Annotated in this window: 2 protein-coding genes and 2 pseudogenes; 3 read left to right on the forward strand and 1 reads right to left on the reverse strand. The window is 37.0% G+C overall.

Annotation, left to right across the window (positions count from 1 at the left end; translation table 11 throughout):
• The 3 genes and pseudogenes from LDB17_RS09950 to LDB17_RS09960 all read left to right on the forward strand — a co-directional run.
• Window positions 1-1,548, forward strand: a 1,548-nt coding sequence (locus LDB17_RS09950; RefSeq protein ID WP_393925019.1) for a dipeptidase, incomplete at its 5' end; no start/stop codon positions are given.
• A 51-nt stretch (window positions 1,549-1,599) separates the two neighbouring features.
• A complete protein-coding gene (locus LDB17_RS09955; protein WP_135106063.1) occupies window positions 1,600-2,631 on the forward strand; it encodes an iron ABC transporter permease in 1,032 nt (343 codons plus the stop codon).
• Between the two features lie 89 nt (window positions 2,632-2,720).
• Window positions 2,721-3,281 (forward strand): annotated as a pseudogene (locus LDB17_RS09960) (ABC transporter ATP-binding protein); the annotation flags it as partial.
• Here LDB17_RS09960 and LDB17_RS09965 read toward each other — a convergent pair.
• Window positions 3,264-3,410, reverse strand: a pseudogene (locus LDB17_RS09965) (ABC transporter ATP-binding protein); the annotation flags it as partial. The pseudogenes LDB17_RS09960 and LDB17_RS09965 sit on opposite strands and share 18 nt — an antisense overlap.

Genomic DNA, 3,410 nt, shown 5'->3' on the forward strand with positions numbered 1-3,410 from the left:
GCGTCTGTCGATGGGTCAACAATGATAACATATTCGGCAGATTCTTACGCTCTATTTGGAGAGTTGTACCATTGGCCAGCCAAAAAATACTCACAAGGAGAAATGCTAAAAGTATATGAATGGGATTCCGGAAAATATTTAGGAGAAATAGCACAAGCTAGCCAAACATATAATGTAGTTGGTAACATGAACGAGTATCAAGTGACAATAGGCGAAACAACTTTTGGCGGACGAGAAGAATTGGCTGATCCGGATGGTATCATCGACTATGGAAGTCTTATATATATCGCATTGCAACGAGCCAAGACTGCAAGAGAAGCTATTAAAATAATGACCGACCTTGTTGCTGAATATGGCTACTATAGCGGAGGAGAGTCATTCTCGATAGGTGATCCCAATGAAATCTGGGTTTTGGAGATGATTGGCAAAGGTAAGGGAAACAAAGGTGCTGTTTGGGTAGCTGTACGTATACCTGACGACTGCATTTCAGCCCATGCAAACCAATCTCGTATACATCAATTTCCTCTAAAAGATCCAAAAAATTGCCTGTACTCAAAAGATGTTATTTCTTTTGCCCGTGAGAAAGGTTATTATACTGGTAAAGATGAAGACTTTAGCTTTTCTAAGGCATATAATCCCCTGGATTTTGGAGGTCAGCGTTTTTGTGAAGCTCGCGTTTGGAGTTTCTTCAACAAATGCAATAAAGACATGGCTAAGTTTGTGACCTATGCACAAGGAAAAACTCAAGAACCAATGCCTCTTTATATCAAACCTGACAAGAAGTTATCTCTTGCTGATATACAAGGGATGATGAGAGACCATTACGAAGGAACTGAATTAGATTGGACTAACGATATTGGAGCCGGTCCTTTCAAATCTCCATATCGTTGGGCTCCACTTACTTGGAAAGTAGATTTTGTAGAATACTGTAACGAACGCCCTATTGCTACTCAACAATCAGGTTTTGTATTCACATCTCAGATGCGTTCATGGCTACCAAATTCAATCGGTGGAGTATTATGGTTTGGAACAGATGATGCTGCTCAAACTGTGTTTACACCGATGTATTGTTCTGTAACAGAGGTACCTGAATGTTATCGTGAAGGCAATGGTGATTTGTATACATTCTCTTGGACATCAAGCTTTTGGATTCAGAATTGGGTGTCAAATATGGTATATAATAAATACGACTATATGCATCCTGATTTGAAAAAGGTTCAGGATGAATTAGAAGGAAAGTTCTTAGCTGAACAAAATAGTACTGAAAAGGAGGCGTTAGAATTATATAAGAAATCGCCCGAACAAGCAGTTCAATTCTTAACTAAATATAGTGAGAAGCAAGCACAGTATGCTTTTGAAAAATGGAAAAAACTTGGAGAGTTCTTAGTCATCAAATATATGGATGGTGTTGTCCGCAAAGAAAAAGATGGTGAGTTTATCCGTAATGAACATGGAAAACCATCTTCGCCACAGCGAGTAGGATATCCTAAAGATTTCTATGAGCGGGTAGTGAAGGAAACCGGAGATAAATATAAAGTTCTTTATTAAATATTCAAGCCCCTCCTACAACGAGGGGCTATTTTATACATTCAGTACCTTATGTCCAAAGGGTTTACATATAGTATTCTATTCGTTATAAGTATATTTATACTATTTGTTTTAAGTCTATTTCTAGGCTCTGTATCAATACCGTCGCAAGCTGTCTTTCAAATATTGCAAGGAAATGAAGTTGAGAAACAAGCTTGGACCTATATTATACTCGAATCTCGCTTACCTCAGGCCATCACGGCTCTATTTACAGGAGGAGCAATTGCTGTTTCGGGATTGTTGCTGCAAACAGCATTTCGCAATCCTCTGGCTGATGCGGGAATATTAGGTATCAGTTCGGGTGCAAATATGGGGGTAGCAATAGTAATTCTTTTAATAGGAAATAGCTTCGGATCGGTAAATGGATTTAATTTGTCTTATTCGATGACTATTGTTTTTGGTGCTTTCATTGGTGCAGCTATTATTTTAGCTATCATCATGGGATTCGCATCTATTATCAAAAATAATGTTATGTTACTGATCATTGGTATAATGGTTGGTTATCTTACATCTTCTATTATATCTATTTTGAAGTTTTGGAGTACTAGCGAAGATGCATATTCGTTCATGATATGGGGTATGGGAGATTTTTCGGGAGTATCAAAAGAGCAATTACCTTTTTATTGCATCGTTGTCTGTGTTAGCTTACTCCTTTCTATCCTACTAATCAAGCCCTTAAATGCTCTGTTATTAGGAGAAAGATATGCAGCAAACTTAGGTGTAAATATAAAATTTATTCGCTTTCTACTCTTACTCTGTGCAGGACTGATCACTGCAATAACTTGTGCATTCTGTGGTCCTATAGCATTTATCGGACTAGCAGTTCCACATATAGCCAGATTAATATTGGGAACATCAAATCATAAATCTTTATTGCCTATTACCATACTAATTGGTTCGGCAATGGCTTTGCTTTGCAATTTGATCTGTGTATTACCGGGGGCCAGTGGAGTACTACCGTTAAATGCTATCACTCCTATTTTTGGAGCACCTGTAATAATATATGTAATTCTTAATCAGAAAAAAATACAATATTTCCATTAAGTTTACAAATTAATTCACTGAATATCAAATAGTTTACTTATGTAAACTAAATATTACTTACTTTTTTGAATACACTGTACTGATTACTTATGAATAATACAGAAGTAGTAATTAAGGCTCAAAATATTGGTATTGGTTATGCCAAATCTAAGCATAATAATATTCTTTATAACAACCTGTCGTTCAATTTATATAGAGGAGAACTTGTTTGTCTGATAGGTGCTAACGGTGCCGGAAAATCGACTCTGCTACGAACAATTAGTGCTTCACAACCAGCACAAGGAGGCGATATACTTTTCGAGAATCAAAGTATTTCATCCTTATCTGAAAAAGAATTATCACAACGACTAGGCCTAGTTTTAACTGATAAAACTTCTGCCGGAGGCTTACTCGTCCGAGAACTTATTGAGCTGGGACGTTATCCTTATACCGGATTTTTTGGTCAATTATCAGAGAATGATAAATCCATTGTTCACAAAGCAATGGAAGATGTAGGGATAGCACATAAGGCTAATTCTTATATAGCCGAATTATCCGATGGAGAGCGACAGAAGGCTATGATAGCCAAAGCTTTATCACAAGAGTGCCCTGTCGTTTTGCTGGATGAACCTACAGCTTTTTTAGATATTGAAAGCCATATCAATATCATGTGTTGATAATAATATTGTCTTATTATGATTCATTGCCAGATTATGGAGCAAATTCATAATCTCTATACGGCTTTCAATATCTAAAAAAGCTGTAGGTTCATCCAGCAAAACGACAGGGCACTCTTGTGA

The sequence above is a fragment of the Dysgonomonas sp. Shenzhen-Wh21 genome (assembly GCF_043392705.1).
Lineage (GTDB): Bacteria > Bacteroidota > Bacteroidia > Bacteroidales > Dysgonomonadaceae > Dysgonomonas.